Genomic DNA, 23471 nt, shown 5'->3' with positions numbered 1-23471 from the left:
GCGCAGCGCGAGGAAGGCGATGACGATCGCGAGCAGCAGCCCGAGCGGAATCAGCACCCGCTTGCGCCGCATCATGTGCCGCCGCGGCGGCGGTGCTTCATAGTCGTCGTCGTCGATCATCGCGGTCCCCCACCCTGACCCACGACGACCCTAACGCGCCGGGGGCTGCCGTCAATGCGCCAGAAAAGGCGCATCGATCGGCAGCCGATCCCGATCAGTTGACGCGGGTTACCGCGCCCTTGTGCGCGCCGACGCTCTTGTTGCGCGGGCGGAAGCGACGCTTGCGCTGGCCTTCGGCGCCCTCGCCCGCCGCACCGTCGCGGCGCGGACCACGATCGCCGCCGGGCTTGGCGCCGCCGCGACCGCGCATCGCATCCTGGCGCTGGCGACCCGGATCACGGCCCTGGCTGCCGGTGTCACGAGGACCCGCAACGGGCTTGGGCAGGTTGCGGACCAACTCGTTGAAATTCTCGGGCAGCGGCATCGGCTCGGACTTGCTCCGCGTGACGCGCTCGATGTCGCGCATATACGGACGCTCGTCGGGGGCGATGAAGCTGATCGCCTTGCCCTCGGCGCCGGCGCGCGCGGTGCGGCCGATGCGGTGGACATATTGCTCGGGCACGTTCGGGATCTCGAAGTTGATCACATGGCTGACGCCCGACACGTCGATGCCGCGCGCGGCAATGTCGGTCGCGACGAGCAGCTTGATGTCGCCCGAGCGGAAAGCTTGCAGCGCGTGGGTGCGCTGCGACTGGCTCTTGTTGCCATGGATCGCCATCGCCTTGATGCCCGCGCCCGCCAGATGACGCACGACGCGGTCGGCGCCATGCTTGGTACGGGTGAAGATCAACGCGCGGTCGATATCCTCGCTGGCGACGACCGCATGCAGCAGCGCCTGCTTTTCCTTCTGTTCGACGAAGGTCGCATATTGGCTGATCTTTTCGACCGTGGTCGCCGCCGGCGTCACCGACACGGTCACCGGATCCTCAAGGAACTGTTCGGCGAGGTGCGCGATTTCCTTGGGCATCGTTGCCGAGAAGAAGAGGTTCTGGCGGCGCGAGGGCAGCAGCTTGGCGACGCGGCGCAGCGAGTGGATGAAGCCCATGTCCATCATCTGGTCGGCTTCGTCGAGCACGAAGATTTCGACATCGTCGAGGCGCAGCGCGCGCTGGTCGATCAGGTCGAGCAGGCGGCCCGGGGTGGCGACGAGGATGTCGACGCCGCCCGACAGGTCGCGGATCTGCTTGTTGATCGGCACACCGCCGAACACGGTCGAGACGGTCAGCTTGGTAAAGCGGCCATAGTCGCGGCAGCTCTGCGCGATCTGCGCCGCGAGTTCGCGCGTCGGCGCGAGCACGAGCATCCGGCAGCCGCGCGGGGTCGGGCGGTGCGGATAGGTCAGCAGGTGATGGATCGAGGGCAGCGAGAAACCCGCGGTCTTGCCGGTGCCGGTCTGCGCGATGCCGCACAGATCGCGGCCCTTCATCAGCGGCGGGATCGCCTGGACCTGGATCGGGGTGGGAACGGTATAATCCTTGGCGGCGAGCGCACGGTTGATGTCGGCGTGCAGGCCAAAGTCGTTGAAAGTCGTCATAAAATACTCACATAGGGCGACGCGCAGGCGCATCCGTTCGCATCGAACGGACGGCGCACGGCCGCGGGTTCGAAACGACCCGCGTGAAAGGGTGCCTCTGGGGACAAAGCGCTGGTCCGGCTCGTCCCGCGCCTGAAATGGGCGGGAAAATCACGCTGCCGGTGGTTGCGGCGGGATATCCCGCCATGCTGCGCTGCACAACATATGGCATGGGTTGCGCGGTTTTGCAAGATAATTGCGTTTCCGTTGTGCAGTGTTCGGCGTCGGCGAGAAAAGAGATTCGCGCAGAGGCGCAGAGAACGCAGAGATTTTGTTCGCGCGGAGACGCGGAGGGGCGGAGAGACGAAGAGGGAAAATTGGCGGCTTTGCCGCCTTTTGCTCTTCTTCCTCTGCGATCTCTGCGCCTCTGCGCGAATATTCTTCTTCGCGCCTCCGCGTGAACCCTATTCCTGCCCTTGTTCTAAACCGCCCCCTTTGGCAGGTTCATCGTCAAAGCTTTGGGGGAAACCGGTTGGCTGAAAAGATCATCGTCATCGACGAAGGCACGACATCGACCCGCACGATGTTGTTCGCCGCCGATGGCACCCCGCTGGGCAGCGCGCAGCGCGAGTTCCGCCAGCATTATCCGGGTCCCGGCCTCGTCGAACATGACGCCGCCGAAATCTGGGAGGCGACGCTCGCCTGTACGCGGGCGATGATCAAGAAAGCGGGCGGCGCCGACCGCATCGCCGCGATCGGCATCACCAACCAGCGCGAGACGGTGGTGTTCTGGGACCGCACGACCGGCGAACCGCTCGCGCCCGCGATCGTGTGGCAGGACCGGCGCACCGCCGCCGACTGCGCGGCGTTGAAGGACGCGGGGCATGAAGCGGCGGTACAGGCCAAAACCGGATTGCTTCTCGATCCCTATTTTTCGGGCAGCAAGATCGGCTGGGCGCTCAAAAACTGGCCGCAATTGCAGGACGCCGGCGACCGGCTCGCGGTCGGGACGATCGAATCCTATCTGGTCTTTCGGCTGACCGGCGGGGTGCATGTCAGCGATGCGAGCAACGCGTCGCGCACGCTGTTGATGGATATCAACGGCAGCGGCGGCTGGGACGCGGACTTGTGCGACCTGCTCGGTGTGCCGATGGACCTGCTCCCCGAGATCACCGGATGCACGGCCAGCGTCGGCACCACCGACCCCACGCTGTTCGGCGGCGCGATCCCGATCTGCGGCATGGCGGGCGACCAACAGGCGGCGACGATCGGCCAGGCATGCCTGTCGCCGGGGCAGACCAAGGCGACTTTCGGCACCGGCGCCTTCATCCTGTCGGCGAGTGGTACGACGCGCCCGCAATCGAACAACCGCCTGCTCGCAACGGTGCTGGTGCAGGAAGGCGATAGACGCAGCTATGCGCTTGAAGGGTCGGTGTTCGTCGCCGGCAGCCTGATCAAATGGCTGCGCGACGGACTCGGCCTGCTCGCCAATGCGGGGGAGAGCGAGGGGCTGGCGCGCTCGGTGACCGACAACGGCGGGGTCTATCTGGTCCCCGCCCTCACCGGGCTTGGTGCCCCGCACTGGCGCCCCGACGCGCTCGCCGCGATATCCGGGCTGAACTTTGCAAGCACCAAGGCGCATGTCGCGCGCGCCGCGCTGGAGGCGCAGGCCTATCAGGCGCATGATTTGAAATCGGCCTTCGCCGCCGACGGGGTCGACTGGGCCGACCTGCGTATCGACGGCGGCATGGCGGCGAACGACTGGATGGCGCAGGACCTGGCCGACATGCTCGACCTGACCGTCGAGCGCCCCGATTTCGTCGAGAGCACCGCGCTGGGCGCGGCGATGCTCGCGGCGACCGGTGCGGGGCTCTATCCCGACCTGGCGAGCGCCGCCAAAGCGATGCGCGGCACCGCGACGCGCTTCACCCCGGCACTCGCCGCCGACAAACGCAAAACGCGCCTTGCCGGGTGGCAAAGCGCGCTTGCAAAGGTTCTGGGCNCGCTGACGGAGGGGCTTCAACGCGGCCCCTCCACCACCCGCTACGCGGGCGGTCCCCCTCCCCATGCCTTCGGCACAGGGAGGATCGTATCGATCAGCGCTTGAGGGTAAGACCGCCGAACCGCTTGTTGAACTTGGCGACCTGGCCCGCAGCGTCGAGCATACGGCCGGTGCCGCCGGTCCACGCCGGGTGCGCGGTGGGGTCGATTTCGAGCGTCATCACGTCGCCCTCTTTGCCCCAGGTCGAGCGCGTCTGATATTCGGTGCCATCGGTCATCTTGACCGTGATCATGTGGTACGCGGGATGAATGTCTTTTTTCATGTCGGGCTCCTGTGCCGCTGGTTACCGACCAGCGGCTGAGTCTGTGCGTCCGGGGACGCGAAGTGGCGGCCTTTAGTGGCCTATGGCGTGAAATGCAACACCTCTCCCGTTCGCCCTGAGCTTGTCGAAGGGCTGTTCTTTTCTTCCGCGTCGAAGGGACGAAGAACGGTGCTTCGACAAGCTCAGCACGAACGGAATAGAGGTTGGCTAGCTAGTCGCTCGGCGGATCGGCGATCATCGCGGTGAACTGGCACTCGGTCGCAAGGCTGTCGCCGAGCATCGCGCGTCCCTCGAACTTGCAGATGTTGCGCTTCGCCTGGAGGATCGTGACGTGAAGGTCGAGCAGGCAGCCGGGTTCGACCGGTTTCCTGAACTTCACGCCGTCGATCCCCATGAAATAGACGAGCTTGCCGGTCCCGGCGAGGCTGAGCGATTCGATCGCCAGCACGCCGCCGGCCTGCGCCAGCGCCTCGACGATGAGGACGCCGGGCATGATCGGCCGGCCGGGGAAATGCCCCTGGAAAAAGGGCTCGTTCATCGTCACCGCCTTGACCGCGTGGATCGAGGTGTCGGGCACCATCGAAACCACCCGGTCGACGAGCAGCATCGGATAACGATGTGGCAGCAGCGCCAGGATCCGGCGGATATCCGCCGGTCCCTTTGCGCCGTCCGTCTTTTCCCCGTCCGCCACGATCTTAGCGGGTGGTCGGCGCGGTGCCGGCCGGGGCCGGCGCGGCGGCGCCCGGCTGGGCGGCGCGGGCGGCGTCCATCAGCTGCTGATTGCGCTGCTGGACAAGCTGGCCCGGCTGGTAGCCGGCCGGCACCGCGGTCGAGACGGTGGGCAGGATGCGGTTGAGTTCGGTCACCACCGCTTCGGTGATGTCGACATTGTTTTCGCGCGCGATCACGGCGTCGGGGTTGAGCAGCAGGTCGACCTTCTTGGCGGTCATCGCGGCCTTGATCGCCTCGTTCATGCGAACGCTGATCTGGTCCTCGACATAGGCGATGGCGAGGTCGACCGGGGCGCCGATCTGGCTGAGCTCGGTCTGCGCGGCCTGGCGCTTGTCCTGCACCGCCTTGGCGGCGGCCTGCAGCGCGGCCTGGTTCGGCGTCGGCTTTTTCGACTCTTCGCTATATTTGGCGACGAGGACGTTGACTTCGGCCTGCAGCGTCTGGGCGCGCGTGTTCTGATTGTCGATCACGGCCTTGTAGGTCGTTTCGATCTGCCCGCTGGCGGTGGTGAAGGCGCTCGAACGCGCGGCGGCGACGCGGACGTCGGCGACGGCGACGCCCTTGGCCTGTGCGAATGCCGGCGCGGCGATCATGGGCGAAACCGACAGCGTGGCGATCGCCAGTGCCGATGCGACAAGGATTTTCTTCATTAGAATTGGGTTCCTACGTTGAATGAGAAGCGTTTGGTGTCATCACCCTCTTCTTTGCGAAGGGCGTAAGCGAAGTCGATCCGGAAGGGACCGAAAGGAGAGTTCCAGTTGACGCCCGCACCGATCGAGACGCGCGGCATCCAGCTGTCGCCGAAGAAGCGCTCCTCGAACGGCGCAAGGTTCGAGGTCGTGCCGGTCGGGCAGAAGACATAGGCGGTACCGACCGCGCCGGTCGACGGATCGATGTTCGACCCGAAGGTCGGCGGCGCACCGGTCGTGCCGTTGCGACAGAGGTTCTTGGCCAGGCCGTCAGCCGGATCGACGAACGTCGCCAGCGTCGTCAAGGTCGGACGCTTCACGCCGAACACCGAACCGACGTCGAGGAAGACCGACGGCCGCAGCCCCAGTTCCTTGGCGCCCGTGCCGAGCGGAATATCGACCTCGAGCCGGCCCTGATAATAAGCGCGGCCACCCAGCGCATCGTCGATCTGGCCACGGTTGGTGGTGTCGGTGACCACCTTGGGGTTGGCCGGATCGGTATTGTCGACCGAATAGCGAATGACGCGGGGGCCGACACCGCGGATGTCGAAACCGCGCATCTGCGGTTCGCCGAGGAAGAAGCGGTCGGTCAGGCGGACCTTGTCGCTGGTCGCGGTCGGCGCGCTGCCGAACGGATAGATATACCCGCCTTCGGCCGAGACATTGAGGATGAAGCGGCTGCCGAGGTTGAAATGCTTCGACGCGTTGGCGCGGGTGCGGACATATTTGACGCTGCCGCCGAGACCCGCGAAATCCTGGCTGATCGACAGCGACTGGCCGCGCGTCGGGCGAATGCGGTTGTCGCGGTCGTCATAGGCCAGCGTGAAGCCGAGCAGCGAGGTCGTGCGCTTGCCGATCGCGTCGCACAGATACCGGCCGGCAACCAGCGGATCGCACTCGTCGCCGAAATAATAGAGGGTCTTGTCGAGCGTCACATCGTCGAAGTTGAGGCTGTAGCGCCCGAACGCCGACAGATATTCGGTCAGCGGCACCCCGACGGTGACCTGCGCGCCGGTCGTGACCTGCTGGAAGGTCGTGCGGCGGTCGTTGTTGATGAAGTTGAACGAGTTCAGGTCGCGGCGATAGACGCTGCCGCCGATCGAGATGTTGCGGTCGAACAGATAGGGTTCGGTGAAGCCCAGTTCGATCGACTTCGAATAGCTCGAATAATTGACCGACGCCTGCAACTGCTGGCCGAGACCGCGGAAGTTGCGCTGGCGGATCGAGGCCTGGAGCAGGAAATTCTCGATCGACGAGAAACCCGCCGACAGCGACAATTCGCCGGTCGGCTTTTCCTCGACATTGGTTTCCAGGATGATGCGGTCGGGGGCGCTGCCCTCCTTGCGCTCGATCTCCAGATTTTCCTGGAAATATCCCAGGCTGTTGATGCGGTTTTCGGTGCGCTTGACGCCGAAGCTGTTGAAGGCATCGCCCTCGTTCAGGCGGAATTCGCGGCGAACCACCTTGTCCTGGGTCAGCGTGTTGCCGTTGACGTCGATGCGTTCCACGTAAGTACGCGGGCTTTCGGCGACGTTGAAGCTGATCGCCATCGTCCGCGTTTCGGGATCGCGGCGGAAGTCGGGATTGATGTCGGCAAAGGCGTAGCCGAACAGGCCCGCGGTCTCGCTCAGGCTTTCGACCGTGTCCTCGACCAGCTTGGCGTCGTACCAGTCGCCTTCCTTCATCGGCAGCAACGTCTTCAGCGTTTCCGGACGGAAATCGCGCAATTCGCTTTCGACGTTCACCGGCCCGAATTTATAGCGCTCGCCCTCTTCCACCACATAGGTGATGATGAAGTCCTGCTTGTTGCTGGTCAGTTCCGCGACCGCCGAAATGACGCGGAAATCGGCGTAACCGTTCGAAAGATAGAACAGGCGCAGCTTCTGCTGATCATAAGCCAGGCGATCGGGATCATAGCTGGTATTGGACGACAAAATGGTCAGCAGGCCCGATTCCTTAGTCGCCATCTCGCTCTTGAGATCGCCGTCGCTGAATTTCTCGTTGCCGATGATGTTGATCTGGCGGACCTTCGATTTCGGCCCTTCGTTGATTTCGAACACCACATCGACGCGATTCTGGTCGAGCGACACCATCTTGGGCTCGACGGTCGCAGCGAAGCGGCCCTGGCGCTTGTAGAGTTCGATAATCCGCGCGACGTCGGCGCGGACCTTGGACCGGGTGAAAATCTGGCGCGGCGAGAGCTTGATCTCGGGCCGGATCTTGTCTTCCTTCAGCCGCTTGTTGCCCTCGAGGATCACGCGGTTGATCACCGGGTTCTCGGCGACCTGGATCGTCAGCGCGCCATTGTCGTCGCTGATCTGGAAATCCTTGAACAATTCGGTCGAGGCCAGGTCTTTCAGCGCCTGGTCGAGCATCGCGCGGTCATAGGTCTGGCCGACACGCAGACGCAGGTACGACAGGATCGTCTGCGCCTCGAGCCGCTGGTTGCCGGTGACGGTGATCGAACGGACCGTCGTGGCGGCCGGAACCGCCTCGGCCGAAGGGGCGGGAACGGTGGACGCCGGGACGGTCGGCGGCGGCACCGGTTGCGCGAACGCTGGCCCCGCCAGCATCGTGCCGGCAAGGAGGAGCGTCGTCAGCTGCGTCCGCGCCGAAAATTTGTGTGAAGCCACGCTGTTCATCCCGCAAAAATAACTCAAAAGCGACGAACCCGCTTGCCCACGGGTCGGCGCGCACTCCTGCACCAGTCCGCCTATCCAATCAAGCGCGCGATCCCGTCCCACAGGCCGAATGAGGCCAAATCATTGAAAGTCACGACCAGCATGAGCGTGACGATGGCCGCGAAGCCGAATCGGAACGCCCATTCCTGTGCCGCCGCCGGTGCCGGGCGCCGCCGGATCGCTTCATACGCATAGAAAAGCAGATGTCCGCCATCGAGCATGGGCAATGGCAACAGGTTGATGAACCCCAGATTGATGGACACCAGCGCGATCAGGAAGATGAACGAGTCCGGACCGAGCGTCGCCGCCTCGCCCGACACCTTCGCGATGCCGAGCGGACCGCTCATATCCTTGATCGAGCGGTTGCCGGTGAGGAACTGGATGAGGACGTCGCCCGTCTGGCTGATGATCTGGCCGGTCTGCCGCACCGCCACGACCGGCGCTTCGCTCAGCGGGACGGTCTGAAAAACGCGCTCGCCCCGCTGCTCGATGCCAATGATCGCCATCTTCACATCGTTGCCGAACGAGTCCTTCGCCTTGTACAGCCGCGGCGTCAGACGCAGCGTGCGTTCGGTCCCCGCGCGGTCGAGCCGGACATCCACCGCCTCGCCCGGCCGGTGCGCGACCGCCATCGTGATATCCATGAAAACCTCGATCGGGCGCCCGTCGATCGACAGGATGCGGTCGCCCGTGCGCATACCCGCGGCTTCGGCGGGCGACCCCGCGACGATGCCGCCGGCGATCGGCGGCGTCGTGGGCGTGCCGACGAACGCCGCGAAGCCGGCGAGGATCAGGATCGCGAACAGGAAATTGGTGACCGGCCCGGCGAGGACGATCAGCGCGCGTTTCCACACCGGCTGGGCGGGAAAGGTGTGCGCGCGTTCGGCGTCGGACAGCCTCTGCCAGTCGGCGTCGGGCTGGCTGACCGCATCGCGATCCCCCGCGAACTGGACATAGCCGCCGAGCGGCAGCCAGCCGATCTTCCATTCGGTCCCACGCTTGTCGGTCCAGCCGAGGATTTTGCGCCCGAACCCGATCGAGAAGGTATCGGACTTCACCCCGCACCAGCGACCGACGATATAATGGCCATATTCGTGGACGAAGACGAGCGGGCCGAGCACCGCGAGAAATGCAACGATATAAAGCCAATATGGCACGTTAGACATGTTCGAACTGATCCACAAAATGCTGCGCGGCGGCGCGGGATGCGGCGTCGACGCTGAATATGTCCTGAAGCGACGTCGGAGCGGCGGGCGCGGAGGCATCGAGCACGCGCCGCACCGTGTCGACGATCGCGGGGAAGGAGATCCGACCGGCGAGGAAAGCAGCGACCGCCACCTCGTTCGCGGCGTTGAGCTGCGCCGGGCGCGCGCCGCCCTCGGCGATCGCGGCGCGGCACAGCGCAGTCGCGGGGAAACGCGCCTCGTCGGGCGCCTCGAAATCAAGCCGCGCAATGGTCGCGAGGTCGAGCGGCGCGCAGGGCGTCGCCATGCGGTCGGGCCAGGCGAGCGCGCTGCTGATCGGGATCCGCATGTCGGGCGAGCCGAGCTGCGCCAGCGTCGAGCAGTCGATATATTCGACGAGGCTGTGGATCACCGACTGCGGATGAACGAGGATTTCGATGCGGTCGAGCCCGACCGGGAACAGGTGATGGGCCTCGATCAGTTCGAGGCCCTTGTTCATCATCGTCGCCGAATCGACGCTGATCTTGGCGCCCATCGACCAATTGGGATGCGCGACCGCCTGCGCCGGGGTGACACGCGCCATGTCGGCGGCGCTCATCGTGCGGAACGGCCCGCCGCTGGCGGTCAGGATGATGCGGCGCACCTGGTCGATGCGGCCGCCGGCAAGGCACTGGAAGATCGCATTATGCTCGCTGTCGACCGGCAGGATCGGCGCCCCCGACGCGCGCGCGGCGGCGGTCATCAACTCGCCCGCCGATACAAGCGCTTCCTTGTTGGCGAGAGCGACCGGGGTGCCGGCCTCGAGCGCCGCCATCGTCGGGGCAAGCCCCGCGCAGCCGACGATCGCCGCCATCACGAGGTCGGTGGGCGCGGTCGCCGCCGCGATCAGCGCGTCGGCCCCGGCGGCGACTTCGACCCCCGTGCCGGCAAGGGCATCGCGCAGGTCCGCGTAGCGTGCCTCGTCGGCGATCACCGCCAGTTCGGGGCGAAACTCCCTCGCGAGCTTCGCCAGTTCGGCGACATCGCTGTTCGCGGTCAGCACGCCGACGGTCCACGTCTCGCCGTCGCGGCGCACCAGATCGAGGGTCGATTGCCCGACCGATCCCGTCGCGCCGAACAGCGAGAGGCGGCGTGTCATATCAGTGCGCCGTTCGCACGATGATATCGCCGGCAAAGGCCAGCGCGCCGAGGATCAGCGCGACCGGCAACAGCCCGTCGACACGGTCGAAGACGCCGCCATGGCCGGGAATCAGCTTACCCGAATCCTTGACCCCGGCGCGGCGCTTCATCCAGCTCTGGCCGAGGTCGCCGAGTTGCGCGATCAGGCCCATGACGAGGCCGATCCACAGCGGCACCCCGATGATGCCCGCCCGGTCGCCGAGAGTCGCACCCGCGACGAGCGCCGCGATCATGCCGCCGAACAGGCCGGACCAGGTCTTCGACGGGCTGATTTTGGGCGCGAGCCGCGCGCCGCCAAAGGCGCGCCCGGCGAAATAGGCGCCGATGTCGGTCGCCCAGACCATCGCGAAAACCCACAGCGCGGCGGTCATGCCGAGCGTGTCGCGGATAAACCATAGCCCGCCGACCGCCCCGATCGTCAGCACGGGGCCGAGGACCATCAAGCCGGTCTTGGCACCAGTGCCCAGCGTCATCGCGCGCACCAGTGCGAACCATTCGACCAGCAGCAGCGCCGCCCCGACGAGCAGCAGCAGCGCAAAGGCGATCCCGCCGAACCACAGCGCCGCGCCCGCGATGGCGACCAGGATGACCGCCGATCCCGCGCGTACCATCAGGTCCGATTTCCCTGCCGCCATGCCCTATAGTCCCCCGTAACGGCGTTCGCGCCGCGCAAAATGATCGAGCGCCGCCTGAAGGTCGGCGGGCTTGAAATCCGGCCACAGCCGATCGGTGAAATAGAGTTCGGCATAGGCCGCCTGCCAGAGCAGGAAGTTCGACAGCCGCACCTCGCCCGAGGTGCGGATGAGCAGGTCGAGCGGCGGCATGTCGGCGGTATCGAGATGCGCCTCGATCGCTTCCGCGGTGATCGCACCGTCGGCGGCTGCGGCGGCCGCGGCACGCACCAGTTCGTCCTGCGCGCCATAGTTGAGCGCGACCGCAAGCGTCGTGCGCTTGTTGCCCGCGGTGCGGTCGAGCGCATTTTCGATCAGCGCGACGACGTCGGGCGCCAGCGCCCGCCAGTCGCCGATGACCTTGAGCTTCACATCGTTGGCGGCGAATTCGTCGAGGTCGCTGATGATGAAGCGCTTCATCAGCCCCATCAGGTCGGACACCTCGTCCTCGGGGCGCTTCCAGTTTTCCGACGAGAAGGCGTAGAGGGTCAGCGCCTCCAGCCCCATGTCGCCCGCCGCGCGCACGATCGTGCGCACCGCCTCGACCCCCGCACGGTGTCCCGCGACGCGCGGCAGCAGCCGCTTCTTCGCCCAGCGACCATTACCGTCCATGATGATGGCGACATGGCGCGCGCCGTGGTTCTGAATCGTCACAAAAACCTCAGAACCCGTTTGTGTCGAGCGAAGTCGAGACACGTGAAGTCTGGCGCAAGCGCAGCGTGTCTCGACTTCGCTCGACACAAACGGCAGAGGGGCGCGGCCTCGAAAGCACTAGCCCAGGATTTCCTTTTCCTTGGCACTCGCGGCGGCGTCGAGTTCGGCGATCGTCGCGTCGGTCAGCTTCTGCACCTCGGCTTCGTGGCGCTTGCGCTCGTCCTCGCTGATTTCCTTCTTATTCTCGTCGGCCTTCAGATTGTCCATGCCGTCGCGGCGGACGTTGCGCACCGCGACGCGCGCCTTTTCGGCATATTGGCCGGCGAGTTTCGACAATTCCTTGCGGCGTTCCTGCGTCATCTCGGGGATCGGCAGCCGCAGCACCTGGCCGTCGACGATCGGATTGAGGCCGAGACCCGCCGAGCGGATCGCCTTGTCGACCGGGCCGACGTTCGACTTGTCCCACACCTGTACCGACAGCATGCGGGCTTCGGGCGCGCTGACCGAGGCGACCTGGTTGAGCGGCATGTGGCTGCCATAGACCTCGACCGTCACCGGATCGAGCAGCGCGGTGTGCGCACGGCCGGTGCGCAGGCCCGCAAGGTCGCTCTTCAGCGATTCGACCGCGCCGTGCATGCGGCGCTCGAGATCGGCCTTGTCATATTTCGCCATCGTAATTTCCTCTCTTATGCGTGGCCGGCCGCGTCGCTGACGACGGTCGAGACACCCTCGCCCGCCAGCACCCGCGCCAGATTGCCCGGCTCGCGGATGTTGAACACCACGATCGGGATATGATTGTCACGGCACAGCGCCACCGCGCTGGCATCCATCACCTTCAGATTGTCGGCGAGCACCCGGTCGTAACCGAGCGTGTCGTACCGCACCGCGTTCGGATCCTTCTTGGGATCGGCGTTGTAGACGCCGTCGACGCTGGTGCCCTTGAGCAGCGCGTCGCACTTCATCTCCGCGGCGCGCAGCGCGGCGCCGCTGTCGGTGGTAAAATAAGGGGCGCCGACGCCGGCGGCGAAGATCACGACGCGGCCTTTTTCCATATGGCGTTCGGCGCGGCGGCGGATCACCGGCTCGCAAACCTTGTCCATTTCAATCGCCGACTGGACCCGCGTTTCGACGCCGAGTTGCTCGAGCGCATTCTGCATCGCGAGCGCATTCATCACGGTGGCAAGCATGCCCATATAGTCGGCCTGGGCGCGATCCATGCCCTTGGCAGCGCCCGCCATGCCGCGAAAGATGTTGCCGCCGCCGATGACGAGGCAGATTTCGAGCCCGCGCTCCTTCGCCGCCTTGACCTCAGCGGCCATGCCCGCGACCGTTTCGGGGTCGATGCCGAAGGGGGTCGGTCCCATCAGCGCCTCGCCCGACAGTTTGAGCAAAATGCGTTTCAGGCCGGGCAATGCCATGTCTGGGTGAACCTCTTGTCAGTTATCAATATGCGAATGGCGCGCACCCTAGTCAGAGTGCGCGCCATTGCCAAGCGGACTGCCACGCCGCGGCGCAGCAACCCCACGTTTCTTTTAGACGCCGGCGACCGCCGCGACTTCTGCCGCGAAATCGCTTTCTTCCTTCTCGATGCCTTCGCCGAGCTGGAAGCGCGTGAAGCCCTTGAGCGTGATCGTCGCGCCGACGTCCTTGCCGGCGGCGGCGACGACTTCGGCGACCGGGGTCTTGCCGTCCATCACGAACAGCTGCGACAGCAGCGCATTTTCCTTGCGGAACTTGGCGATGCCGCCGTCGACCATCTTGGCGACGATGTCAGCGGGCTTGCCCGACTGGGCAGCCTTTTCCTCGGCGATCGCGCGTTCGCGGGCGACGAGTTCGGCGTCGAGATCGTCGCCGTTCAGCGCCAGCGGATTGGCGGCGGCGACGTGCATCGCCAGCTGCTTGCCGAGCGGTTCGAGAACGTCGGCACCGGCGGTCGATTCAAGCGCGACCAGCACGCCGATCTTGCCCATGCCGGGCGCGGCGGCGTTGTGGACATAGGCGGTGACGACGCCCGAGTTCACCGACATGATCGCCGAACGGCGCAGCGACTGGTTTTCACCGATCGTCGCGATATTCTGGGTCAGCGCCTCGGTGACGGTGCCGCCGGCCGGATAGGCCGCGGCACCGAGCGCATCGACGTCGGTCAGGTTACCGGCAAGCGCGACCTGGGTCACGTCGCGGACGAAGCCCTGGAACTGCTCGTTCTTGGCGACGAAGTCGGTCTCGCTGTTGACTTCGACCATCGCGCCGCGGGTGCCATCGGTGGCAACGCCGACCAGGCCTTCGGCGGCCACGCGGCCGGCCTTCTTGGCGGCGGCGGCAAGGCCCTTGGTGCGCAGCCAGTCGATCGATGCTTCGATGTCGCCGCCATTTTCGGCCAGCGCTTTCTTGCAATCCATCATGCCGGCGCCGGTACGGTCGCGCAGTTCCTTGACGAGGGAGGCCGTGATCTCAGCCATGGGTGATCCTTTCCTGTGGGGCAAGCCGTCGATCCGGCCTGCATGACGCCCGCGCGCATGACGGGGCGATAAGTCAAAACGATGACCGGGACGGCGTGCGAACCCGAGAGTTCGCGCGCCGTCCCGTCATCCGAGCAAGCGCTTAGGCGTCGCTCTGGCGTTCGGTTTCGGCCGCTGCTTCGGGCGAGACCTGTTCGTCTTCGGTCACCGGAGCGGCAGCATCGGCGGCCGGGGCTTCGTCAGCGACCGGAGCCGTTTCTTCGACGAGCACGGGTTCGGCGACCGGGTTCACCGCAGCGCCAAGGTCTTCGCCGCGATCGGCGCGGGCCTGCTGCCCGCCACGGGTCGCGGCCTGGGCGATCGCATCGCAGTACAGGCGGATGGCGCGTGCGGCGTCATCGTTCGCCGGAACCGGGAAGGCGATGCCGTCGGGCGAGACGTTCGAATCGAGGATCGCGACGACGGGGATGCCAAGGACATTGGCTTCCTTGATCGCCAGCTCTTCCTTGTTCGCGTCGATCACGAACATCACGTCGGGAATGCCGCCCATGTCGCGGATGCCGCCGAGCGACATTTCCAGCTTGTCGCGTTCGCGGGTGCGGTTAAGCACTTCCTTCTTGGTGAGGCCCGAGGTGTCGCCCGAGAGCTGCTCTTCGAGCGTCTTGAGGCGCTTGATCGAGTTCGAGATCGTCTTCCAGTTGGTGAGCATGCCGCCCAGCCAGCGGTGGTTGACGAAATGCTGACCCGAGGCGCGGGCCGCATCGGCGATCGGGCCCTGCGCCTGGCGCTTGGTACCGACGAACAACACCTTGCCACCCGAAGCCGCCGACGAGGCGACGAATTCGAGAGCGCGCGCGAAGAGCGGCACGGTCTGCGACAGGTCGAGAATGTGGATGCCGTTGCGCGCGCCGAAGATATACGGCTTCATGCGCGGGTTCCAACGGTGGGTCTGGTGGCCGAAGTGGGCGCCAGCTTCGATAAGATTCTGCATCGTGACGACAGGGGCCGCCATGGTCTTTCTCCTTCCGGTTGGTCCTCTGGAAAGCAAGAACCGGGTGTCGCAAGCGACGGATCCCGGCACCGGTTTATGTGCGCTTTCCATGTGGAATGGGCGGCCCGTTAGCGGGCTTGCGCGCCGAAAGCAAGGGTCGGCGCACGCTTTTCGTCGCATCGAGCCATCGCGCCCGCCCCGCGGACGGACTCGTCCCGGCGACAAAATGACTCCATTCGTCGCAAATGCCTTGAGAACAAAACGAGAACATGGAACGAAATGCGCAGCGAGGCCGTCGTTCCGATCATGGTTTCGCACAAAGAAACCGGAAGGACAAGATGATGGTTCAGGTCGCCGCAGCTCTCCTCTTCGCCATTGCCGCCGGGCTCGGCATCACTGTGATCCTCGCGATGCTGAAGAACAACGAATCGGCCATTCTCTCCGCGCTGCTCGGCGAAGGCGCCTTTCCGATCGCGACGGGTCCGGTCACCGGCCCCGCAAATGATGCGGTGCCGCTGCGCCGCCGCGCCGAACGCCGCGACGCGCCGCGCCCGGTTCGTGCCGTGCTGACGGCCCGCCCGGTTCTCAGCCGCGCCGCCTGACGCGGGCGTAGCTGGCGATACCGAACGGCAGCAGCGCCAGATAGACCGCGCACACCCCGAGCAATGTCAGCCAGGGCGCGGTGACCAGCGCCGCGCCGAACAGGCCCACGCCCGCCAGCGCGAACAGCCGCCACGAGCGGCGCAGGCGAAAGGACGACCAGCCGTAGGTCGGGATTGCCGAGATCATCAGCATCGCAACCCCGAGCGCCCAGGGCATGACCAGATACCATTGGCGGAACAGCTCGTCACCCGTCGCCAGCCACAGATAGACCGGCACAAAGGACAGCCCGGCCCCGGCCGGCGCCGGGATACCGGTCATGAAACCCGCCGATTTGTGCGGCTGGAAATCGGCATCCATGCGCGAGTTGAAACGTGCGAGGCGCAGTGCACAGCACACCGCGAGCGCGAGCGCCGCGGTCCAGCCGAATTTCGGCGCATCGGTGAGCGACCACAGGAAGAGGATCATCGCCGGCGCGACGCCGAAGGCGATCACGTCGGACAGCGAATCGAGCTCGGCCCCGAACTTGCTCTGCGCGCGGAGCAACCGGGCGATACGCCCGTCCATGCCATCGAGCACCCCGGCAAAGATCACCGCGCCGATCGCATATTCGAATTGCCCGCCGATCGCGAACCGCACCCCGGTCAGCCCGAAACAGAGCGCCAGCACGGTGATCGCGTTGGGCGGAAAGGCGCGCAGGCTGATGCCGCCGATGCGACGGCCGGCAGCGTCCGCGGGAATCTCCTCGCCCGCCGCCATATTATTGGCCGATGCCGTCGAGGAGGTCCGCGGTGCCGATCCGCGCAACGACGGTTTCGCCCGCCAACGTGCGCTGGCCGAGCAGGACCTGCGGCGTCGTACCCGCGGGCAGATAGACGTCGACGCGGCTGCCGAACCGGATCAGCCCGATCCGCTGGCCGGTCGAGACATCCTGCCCCATGCTGACGAACGGCAGGATGCGCCGCGCCACCAGCCCGGCGATCTGGGTAAAGCCGATGCGTACCCCGTCGCCGCGCTCGACGACGAAATGCTGGCGTTCATTCTCCTCGCTCGCCTTGTCGAGGTCGGCGTTGAGGAACTTTCCAGGGATATAGACGATCTTGCGCAGCGTCCCCGCGATCGGGGTGCGATTGATGTGGACGTCGAAGACACTCATGAAGATCGAGACGCGCAGCATCGGCGCGTCGCCGATGCCGTCGGCGCCCGCGATCTCGGGCGGCGGCGCGACTTCGGCGATCTGGGTGACCAGCCCGTCGGCGGGCGCGATCACCACATCGCTGCCGGTCGGGGTGACGCGCACCGGGTCGCGAAAGAAAGCCGCGACCCAGGCGGTGATACCGAGCATCAGCCAGCCGGCGATTTCCCAGCCGAGCAGCCAGAAACACAGGGTGACGATGGCGGCGATCAGGACGAATTTCCGTCCCTCGGGATGGATCGACGGCCAATGCCATTTGATACCGCCACCGGGGCGGTTGGAGGATATGGATGAGGACATGGCGGTCTTTCTAGGGGGCAGGTCTCGCATAGACAATGCATAAGGTCGGCTGACGGTGCCGTCCGAGCGCAATTCACCGGCCACGGGGCAGTTGAACAATCGCGCGGCTTTGCTTAAGGCCCCTGCAACTCGACTCCCCGCAGGAAAAGGCACGCATATGGGCAAGATCAAGGTAGTGAACCCGGTCGTCGAACTCGACGGCGACGAAATGACCCGGATCATCTGGCAATGGATCCGCGAGCGCCTGATCCTTCCCTATCTCGACATCGACCTGCATTATTACGACCTCAGCGTCGAAATGCGCGACGAGACCAACGACAAGATCACCGTCGATGCCGCCAATGCGATCGCCAAATATGGCGTCGGCATCAAATGCGCGACGATCACCCCCGACGAAGCGCGCGTCGAGGAATTCAAGCTGAAGAAGATGTGGAAGTCGCCGAACGGCACGATCCGCAACATCCTGGGCGGCGTCGTCTTCCGCGAACCGATCGTGATGAAGAATGTCCCGCGCCTGGTTCCCGGCTGGACCGACCCGATCGTCGTCGGCCGCCATGCGTTCGGCGACCAGTATAAGGCAACCGACTTCCGCGTCCCCGGCCCCGGCAAGCTGCGCCTGGTGTTCGAAGGCGAGGATGGCACGCTGATCGACGAGGAAGTGTTCCAGTTCCCGTCGGCGGGCGTCGCTATGGGGATGTACAACCTCGACGATTCGATCCGCGACTTTGCACGCGCCAGCCTCAACTATGGCCTCGCGCGGGGCTGGCCGGTGTACCTCTCGACCAAGAACACGATCCTCAAAGCCTATGACGGCCGCTTCAAGGACCTGTTCGAAGAGGTGTTCAACGCCGAGTTCAAGACCCAGTTCGACGCCGCCGGCATCGTCTACGAACATCGCCTGATCGACGACATGGTCGCCTCGGCACTCAAATGGTCGGGCAAGTTCGTGTGGGCGTGCAAGAATTACGACGGCGACGTCCAGTCGGACACCGTCGCGCAGGGCTTCGGATCGCTCGGGCTGATGACCAGCGTGCTGATGACCCCCGACGGCCAGACCGTCGAATCCGAAGCGGCGCACGGCACCGTCACCCGCCATTACCGCATGCACCAGCAGGGCAAGGCGACCTCGACCAACCCGATCGCGTCGATCTTCGCCTGGACCGGCGGGCTCAAGCATCGCGGCAAGCTCGACAACACCCCCGAAGTGGTCCAGTTCGCCGAGACGCTGGAACGCGTCTGCGTCGACACGGTCGAGAGCGGCAAGATGACCAAGGATCTGGCGCTGCTGATCGGTCCCGACCAGAACTGGCTGACCACCGAAGGCTTCTTCGAAGCCGTCGTCGAAAATCTAGAAAAGGCGATGGCCGCCTGAGGCTCGGGCAATCGCCGGCAAAGTTTGGCGATTTGATTGACATAGGCGACTAGCCAAGGGGGGCCGGCCTGCATAAGGTCGGCCCCTATGGTATCGGAGACCGAAACATCGGCCATCGGCAACGCGCTGGTGGTCCTCGGCGCCGCAGGCGTCGTCATTCCCGCCTTCGCGCGGTTCCGGATCTCGCCGGTGATCGGCTTCATCCTCGTCGGGCTGCTGGTGGGTCCGTCGGGCCTCGGCGCGCTCGCCACCGACTATCCCTGGCTCGAACATGTCACCATCGCCTCGACCGAGGATATCGCACTGTTCGGCGAACTCGGCATCATCCTGCTGCTCTTTTCGATCGGGCTCGAACTGTCGTTCCGGCGACTGTGGCAGCTTCGCAAGCTGGTGTTCGGCATCGGCGCCGCCGAATTGTTCGTCGCGGGCGCGATCCTCGGCACCGCGCTGCTGTTCATCGGCAATCATTCGACCGCCGCCGCTTACGGCCTCGGCATCGCCCTCGCCCTCTCCTCCACCGCGCTGGTGCTGCCGATCGCGGGCACCAAATCGGCGGTCGGCCGCGCCTCCTTTTCGATGCTGTTGTTCGAAGATCTGGCGCTGGTGCCGATCATCTTCATCCTCGCAGCGCTCTCCCCGACCGCATCGGGGGACAGCGCCGAACTGCTGCTCACGACCCTGTGGCAGGGCGCCGCCGTCATCGCGGCGCTGGCGATCGGTGGCTGGTTCCTCCTGCCGCGGATCTTTGCGCAGGCGGCGCGCGCCAAGGACCCCGAACTTTTCCTGGCCGCCAGCCTGCTCGTCGTCATCGTCGCGGCGCTGGCAACCGCGGCGGTCGGCCTGTCACCGATCGTCGGCGCGCTGCTCGCGGGCCTGATGATCGCCGAAACCGAATATCATGAAGAGGTCGAAGCGATCACCGCGCCCTTCAAGGGGCTGGCGCTCGGGGTCTTCCTGATCAGCGTCGGCATGGGGCTCAACCTCAAGACGATCGCCGCGCAATGGCCCGAACTGGTCGCCGCGGTGGTGGGCGTCGTGGTGGTCAAGGCGGTCGTCACCGCTGCGCTGCTACGCTTTTCGGGCGCCGCGCGGCGCGGCACTGCGGCCGAGGTCGGCCTGTTGATGGCCAGCCCCTCCGAAACCACGCTGATCGTACTCGCCACCGCCTTGCAGGCCCAGCTCATCAGCCGCGACACCGCCGAATTCTGGCAGATCGTCACCGCGATCGGGCTGACGATCACGCCGCTGCTGGCGCGTATCGGCCACGACATGGCGCGGCGGATCGAGATGCGCAGCGGCGACGCCCAGGCCGAAGACACGCCCGAAGGCCGCACGGTCGTCGTCGGCTTCGGCCGCGTCGGCCGCACCGTCGCCGAATTGCTGCGCGAACATGACCGGCCCTATGTCGCGGTCGACGCCGATATCGATACCGTCGCGGCGGCGCGGCGCGATGGCTTCATCGTCCGCTTCGCCGACGTCGCACGCCCCGGAAGCCTCGACAAGCTGGGGATCGAGACCGCCAACGCCATCGTGCTGACCATGGACGATCCGGTGCAGCAACTGCGCATGACGCGCCAGCTGAAACAGAAATATCCCGACCTGCCGGTGATCAGCCGCGCGCGCGACGCCAATCATGCGGCGGCGCTCTACAAGGCGGGCGCCAATGACGCCGTGCCCGAAACGCTCGAAAGCTCGCTGCAACTCGCCGAAGCAGTGCTGATCGACCTCGGCGTCGCGATGGGGCCGGTGATCGCCTCGATCCACGACGTGCGCGCCAAGATGCGGCGCGACATCATGACCAAGGGCGACCTCGACCAGGAACCGCGGATCCGTAAGCTGCGCCCGCGCCCCGCCGCCCGCGCCGACGACACCGCTTAAGGCCGGCTTAGCGCCCGCCCGCGGCCGCGGCGGCCGGGGCATTGAGCGCCGACGCCTCGGCCAGCGTCATTCCCGTCGGCAGGATCGCCAGCGACCATTGCTTGTCGGGCGCCAGATAGAGCCGTGCGAGCCGCTGGACGTCGGCGGCGGTGACCGCACCGATATCCTCTTCCATCGACAGCGCCGCCGCAGCGACGCGCGGGTCGGTCGTCGCGCCCTCCAGCAGGTACATCCAGAAGACGTTGCCGGTCGACGCGCGCGCCACCTGCTCGCGGATCGGGCCGGCGTTGCGCGCCAGTTCGTCCGCGGTCACCGGATTGGCGGCAAGGTCGGCGGCGATATCCCTGGCGATCGCATAGAAACGGTCGATATCCTTCGGCGCCAGCAGGCTGCCGACGAGCAGATAGCCGCCGCTGTCGAAACCGGTCGGCCAATGGCTGTCGACGACCGGACCATAGCTTGCCCCCTGTTCGGCGCGCAGCCGGTCGAACAGGCGATCGTTGAAGATCGCCGCGAGCACCTCGAGCGTGCGCGTATCGCGCGGTGCGCCCAGGCCGCCGCTGGTCGGCCAGGCCGTCATCGCCGCCGCCTGCCCCTTGTCGCCGCGATGATAGGCGAGCGCGGGCTCCGCGAGATGCTTGGCGAAGGCGACCTGCTGACCGCCGGGAGGCAGGATCGGCTTGCGCGGCGCGAGCGCACCGAGCGTTTCGGACAGGATCTTGCGGTAGTCGATCGCCGACAGGTCGCCGAAAATCTGGACCTCGATCGGCCCGCTCGCGAGCCGCGGTTCCCAGAAGGCGCGGAAAGCGGCGGGCGTCAGCGCCTCGATTGCCGCCTTGTCGGGCGGCGACCAGCGCTTGTCGTCGGCGGCGAGCCAGCCACGCAGATTGCGGTCGAGCACCGCGTTGGGGGTCGCGTCGTTAAGGTCGTATCCGGTCAGGAAACCGATGCGCAGCCGTTCGACCGGCGCCGCGTCCCAGCGCGGGGTCGCGAGCTTTCCGGCGATCAGCCGCAGCTGGTCGTCGAGGTCGTCGGGCTTGGTTTCCGCCGACAGTTCGAACGCATCGTCGTCGATCGCGAAATTGAGCTGGATCTGGCGGCCGTTGGTCAGCGCGTCGATCTCATTCTGTCCCCACGGACCGATACCGCTGGCGATCAGCGCATAGTCGCCGGTCCACAGCAGGTTCGGCTCGTTCGCCGCGACGCTGCGGTTGCCGGTGCCGAACCGGACGTTGACGCGCACCTTGCCGGGTTCAACCTTGTTGTCCGAGATCAGCGCCGTGACGCCATTGCCGAGTTCGATCCGTTCGGCGCGCAGCCCAAGCAGCCGCTCGGTCTTGACGATCGGAGTCGGCGTACCGAGCGGAGGCAATTGCTTGAAATTGACGTCGGCGGCGGTCAGCCGGTCGTCGCGGATCGCCGCGGGCGCCTTCAATGCGGCGAGCAGCGCGGGCTGGCCGCCGGGGATGGCGGTCGGGGTGGTCAGGACGACACGCGTCGCGGGACCCGAGAAGATCGCCTTGCTGATGTCGAGCATCACCTTCGGAGTTGCCGAGGCGCGGATCGCGGCGAACATGTCGACCTGTCCCTGCGGGCTGGTCACCGTCTCGCCGATGTCGACGGCACGCACCATGTCGTCGGCGAGCCGAGCGCCGGGTTCGTTGCGCGCGTTCTGCAATTCCTTGACGAGGAACGCCTGAATCTCGTTCGCTTCGCGGTCGATGTCGGCCTGCGACGGCGGGTTCTGGGTCGCATCGGCGATGACGCCGCGGACATCGGCGAGCGCCGCCTTCCAGTCGCCGAGCGGCACGATCTGCGCCAGCGTCACATCGGCGCTGCGGCTGACATATTGTTGTTCGGCGGTCGCGACGAGGTAACTGCCGCCCGCGCGCGCGCGGTTTTCGAGCCGCCGGTTGACCAGCGCGATGGCGAGGAACTCGAGGTACAGCCGCCGGGTGTTCTCGACCGTGTCGATCCGCTTGATCCATGGCCGGACCATCGCGAGGGTCAGCGCCGGGGGCTGGTTCGCCTCGACGATCTGCAGTGCCGCGGGCGCTTTAGGGTCGGGTTTGCCGAAATCGGGCTGTTTCGGCATCGGCCCGCCGGCTTTCCAGTCGCCATAATATTTGGCGATCAGCCGTGCGAATTCGGCGGGGTCGCCGTCACCGACCATCACCACCACCGCGCGGTCGGGGCGGTACCAGCGATCGTGGAAGGCCTTGACGGTGCTCGCGCGTGCCGCAGCAAGCGATTCATAGGTGCCGATCGGCGAGCGGTCGCCGAGCAGTTGGCCGGCGAACAGATGCGCGTTGGTCGCATCGGCGATCCGCTTTTGCGGCCCGTCCGATTCGCGCAGTTCGGACTGCACGACACCGCGCTCGGCGGCGACCGCAGTGTCGGAAATCAGCGGTTCGCGGACCATGCCGGCGAGCAGTTTCATGCTTTCGTCGAGCGTCGCCGGAGTCGCGCTGGGCAGGTCGAGTTGATAGGCGGTCTGCGTCGGCGTCGTCTGGGCATTGGAATCGCTGCCGAAGCTCACCCCGAACCGCTGCCAGATGCGCTTGGCCTCGCCGTCGGGAATATGTTCGGAACCGCGGAAGGTCAGATGTTCGAGAAGATGCGCAAAGCCGCGCTCCTGCTCGGTTTCGAACATCGAGCCGACGTCCATGCGGACGCGGATCGACACCTGCCCCGGGGGCACACCATTGTTGCGCACCGCATAGCGCACGCCGTTGGGCAATGTGCCGAACTGCCACGCGGTGTCGCGCGGGATGTCGCTGCCTTCGTACAGCCAGCTGTCGGGCTGGACCTGCGCGGCCGGCGCGCTGCCTTGGGCCAAAGCGACGGGCGGCGCGCCAAGCAATGCCAGCGCGGCGCAGGCGGACATCAGGGAACGGGCGAAGCGGGCGGGGGCCGGCGCTGAAAGATCGGACATTGCCCCACCTTATCGCGTCCGAACCTTGCTCGCCACTGAACTGTCGCGATGCTT

General features: G+C 66.0%; 19 protein-coding genes and 1 pseudogene. 4 read left to right on the top strand and 16 right to left on the bottom strand.

Annotation, left to right across the window (positions count from 1 at the left end):
- Window positions 1-214: 214 nt before the first annotated feature.
- Window positions 215-1594, bottom strand: coding sequence for a DEAD/DEAH box helicase (locus ASD67_RS10955; RefSeq protein ID WP_056346766.1), 1380 nt, complete (start codon window positions 1592-1594; stop codon window positions 215-217).
- A 511-nt stretch (window positions 1595-2105) separates the two neighbouring features.
- On the opposite strand from ASD67_RS10955, the pseudogene ASD67_RS10950 reads away from it, so the two are divergent.
- Window positions 2106-3575, top strand: a pseudogene (locus tag ASD67_RS10950) (glycerol kinase); the annotation flags it as partial.
- 94 nt (window positions 3576-3669) lie between these two features.
- Here the strand turns inward: ASD67_RS10950 and rpmE are convergent.
- The 12 genes from rpmE to rpsB all read right to left on the bottom strand — a co-directional run bounded on the left by rpmE (window position 3670) and on the right by rpsB (window position 15158).
- On the bottom strand, window positions 3670-3897 hold the full coding sequence (gene rpmE, locus ASD67_RS10945; protein ID WP_056346764.1) for a 50S ribosomal protein L31: 228 nt from the start codon (window positions 3895-3897) through the stop codon (window positions 3670-3672).
- Between the two features lie 211 nt (window positions 3898-4108).
- A complete protein-coding gene (gene fabZ, locus ASD67_RS10940) occupies window positions 4109-4588 on the bottom strand; it encodes a 3-hydroxyacyl-ACP dehydratase FabZ (RefSeq protein WP_056346762.1) in 480 nt (159 codons plus the stop codon).
- 4 nt (window positions 4589-4592) lie between these two features.
- Complete coding sequence (locus tag ASD67_RS10935) at window positions 4593-5279, bottom strand: OmpH family outer membrane protein (RefSeq protein ID WP_056346761.1); 687 nt, start codon at window positions 5277-5279, stop codon at window positions 4593-4595.
- Window positions 5279-7960, bottom strand: a complete 2682-nt coding sequence (gene bamA / locus ASD67_RS10930; protein ID WP_056346759.1) for an outer membrane protein assembly factor BamA — start codon at window positions 7958-7960, stop codon at window positions 5279-5281. Before bamA ends, ASD67_RS10935 begins: the two co-directional genes overlap by 1 nt.
- A 71-nt stretch (window positions 7961-8031) precedes the next feature.
- Window positions 8032-9165 (bottom strand): RIP metalloprotease RseP, encoded by a 1134-nt coding sequence (rseP, locus tag ASD67_RS10925; protein WP_056346757.1) that lies wholly within the window; start codon window positions 9163-9165, stop codon window positions 8032-8034.
- On the bottom strand, window positions 9158-10321 hold the full coding sequence (locus ASD67_RS10920) for a 1-deoxy-D-xylulose-5-phosphate reductoisomerase (RefSeq protein WP_056346754.1): 1164 nt from the start codon (window positions 10319-10321) through the stop codon (window positions 9158-9160). Before ASD67_RS10920 ends, rseP begins: the two co-directional genes overlap by 8 nt.
- A gap of 1 nt (window position 10322) precedes the next feature.
- Window positions 10323-10997, bottom strand: coding sequence for a phosphatidate cytidylyltransferase (locus ASD67_RS10915; protein WP_056346752.1), 675 nt, complete (start codon window positions 10995-10997; stop codon window positions 10323-10325).
- A 3-nt stretch (window positions 10998-11000) separates the two neighbouring features.
- Window positions 11001-11687 carry a polyprenyl diphosphate synthase gene (gene uppS / locus ASD67_RS10910; RefSeq protein WP_082544961.1) on the bottom strand — a complete coding sequence of 229 codons (687 nt, stop codon included), beginning with the start codon at window positions 11685-11687 and terminating at the stop codon, window positions 11001-11003.
- A 117-nt stretch (window positions 11688-11804) separates the two neighbouring features.
- On the bottom strand, window positions 11805-12359 hold the full coding sequence (gene frr / locus ASD67_RS10905) for a ribosome recycling factor (RefSeq protein ID WP_056346750.1): 555 nt from the start codon (window positions 12357-12359) through the stop codon (window positions 11805-11807).
- Between the two features lie 14 nt (window positions 12360-12373).
- A complete protein-coding gene (pyrH, locus tag ASD67_RS10900) occupies window positions 12374-13105 on the bottom strand; it encodes a UMP kinase (protein ID WP_056346747.1) in 732 nt (243 codons plus the stop codon).
- A 114-nt stretch (window positions 13106-13219) separates the two neighbouring features.
- Window positions 13220-14146 carry a translation elongation factor Ts gene (gene tsf / locus ASD67_RS10895; protein ID WP_056346745.1) on the bottom strand — a complete coding sequence of 309 codons (927 nt, stop codon included), beginning with the start codon at window positions 14144-14146 and terminating at the stop codon, window positions 13220-13222.
- A gap of 142 nt (window positions 14147-14288) precedes the next feature.
- Complete coding sequence (gene rpsB, locus ASD67_RS10890; protein ID WP_056346744.1) at window positions 14289-15158, bottom strand: 30S ribosomal protein S2; 870 nt, start codon at window positions 15156-15158, stop codon at window positions 14289-14291.
- A gap of 320 nt (window positions 15159-15478) precedes the next feature.
- On the opposite strand from rpsB, the gene ASD67_RS10885 reads away from it, so the two are divergent.
- On the top strand, window positions 15479-15739 hold the full coding sequence (locus tag ASD67_RS10885; protein WP_056346741.1) for a hypothetical protein: 261 nt from the start codon (window positions 15479-15481) through the stop codon (window positions 15737-15739).
- Here ASD67_RS10885 and ASD67_RS10880 read toward each other — a convergent pair.
- Window positions 15723-16496, bottom strand: coding sequence for a CDP-alcohol phosphatidyltransferase family protein (locus ASD67_RS10880; protein ID WP_056346740.1), 774 nt, complete (start codon window positions 16494-16496; stop codon window positions 15723-15725). The two genes, ASD67_RS10885 and ASD67_RS10880, sit on opposite strands and share 17 nt — an antisense overlap.
- Window position 16497: 1 nt before the next feature.
- Window positions 16498-17232 carry a phosphatidylserine decarboxylase gene (locus ASD67_RS10875; protein ID WP_056346739.1) on the bottom strand — a complete coding sequence of 245 codons (735 nt, stop codon included), beginning with the start codon at window positions 17230-17232 and terminating at the stop codon, window positions 16498-16500.
- A gap of 157 nt (window positions 17233-17389) precedes the next feature.
- Here ASD67_RS10875 and ASD67_RS10870 point away from each other — a divergent pair, with 157 nt between their 5' ends.
- Together ASD67_RS10870 and ASD67_RS10865 are read left to right on the top strand one after the other, a co-directional pair.
- Window positions 17390-18604: an NADP-dependent isocitrate dehydrogenase gene (locus ASD67_RS10870; protein WP_056346738.1), complete on the top strand. Its 1215-nt coding sequence runs from the start codon at window positions 17390-17392 to the stop codon at window positions 18602-18604.
- An 87-nt stretch (window positions 18605-18691) separates the two neighbouring features.
- Complete coding sequence (locus ASD67_RS10865; RefSeq protein ID WP_056346736.1) at window positions 18692-20482, top strand: cation:proton antiporter domain-containing protein; 1791 nt, start codon at window positions 18692-18694, stop codon at window positions 20480-20482.
- Window positions 20483-20489: 7 nt separating this feature from the next.
- On the opposite strand, the gene ASD67_RS10860 is transcribed toward ASD67_RS10865, so the two are convergent.
- Entirely contained in the window at window positions 20490-23369 is a 2880-nt protein-coding gene (locus ASD67_RS10860) for a M16 family metallopeptidase (RefSeq protein WP_235535633.1), read from the bottom strand.
- Window positions 23370-23471: the final 102 nt, after the last annotated feature.

This window comes from Sphingopyxis sp. Root1497 (assembly GCF_001427085.1).
Lineage (GTDB): Bacteria > Pseudomonadota > Alphaproteobacteria > Sphingomonadales > Sphingomonadaceae > Sphingopyxis.
This window is presented reverse-complemented; position numbering and strand designations above follow the sequence as displayed.